The sequence below is a fragment of the Streptacidiphilus monticola genome (assembly GCF_042658505.1).
GTDB classification, from domain to species: Bacteria; Actinomycetota; Actinomycetes; order Streptomycetales; family Streptomycetaceae; genus Streptacidiphilus; species Streptacidiphilus monticola.
Genome location: NZ_JBHSQJ010000129.1, coordinates 6,806 through 7,465, shown reverse-complemented (window position 1 = coordinate 7,465; position 660 = coordinate 6,806). Strand labels below are relative to the sequence as shown.

The window sequence follows — 660 nt, the reverse complement described above, 5'->3', positions numbered from 1 at the left end:
GCGCCGTGCTGCACGAGAGCGACGACCCGGCGCGCCGGGTGCGCGCCCGGCTGGTGCTGCTGGACACGGTCGGTCAGGCGCTCGGCAGTGCGGGCCACCTCATCGAGGACGGCCTCGCCGATGCCGGGACCGACCCGGCGCTGCTGGGCCCGCTGCGGTTCTGGTCCGCCGTCCGCGAGCTGCTCGGCGGGCGTACCGGCAGCGCCGCGCTGGAGGCCCGCCGTGCCGCCGCGCTCGCAGCCGCGGCGCACGACCGGGCCACCCGTGTCGCCGCGCTCGGCCTGCTGGGCACCCTGCACGGCCTGCGCGGCCACCCTCGCCTGGCCGCGTCCGCACTGGAGCTGGCCGTACAGTTGACGCCCCGTCAGCCCAGCGCCTCCCTGTTGCGCCGTCAGGCCCTGGCCGAACTCGACGGCGACCGCCTCGCCGAGGCCGAGGCGCTGACCGCCCGGCTGCTCAGCCGGGCGGGCGGCGGGGGCGGGATCGAGGACCGGATGGCCACGCTGGTCGCCCTCACCCGGGTGCACGCGCGGGCCGGGGACGCCATGCGCGCCCGGGAGGCCGCCGCCCGCTGCGCCCGCCTGCTCGTGGACGCCGGCACCGCCTCGCCGCTCGCCGCCTACGCGGAAGCGCTGGCCGAGGCCGTCGGCGGTGATCCCG

At 79.7% G+C, this 660-nt stretch carries 1 pseudogene; it reads left to right on the top strand.

Annotated features, from left to right (window positions below):
• Positions 1-660, top strand: a pseudogene (locus tag ACFP3V_RS26195) (LuxR family transcriptional regulator); the annotation flags it as partial.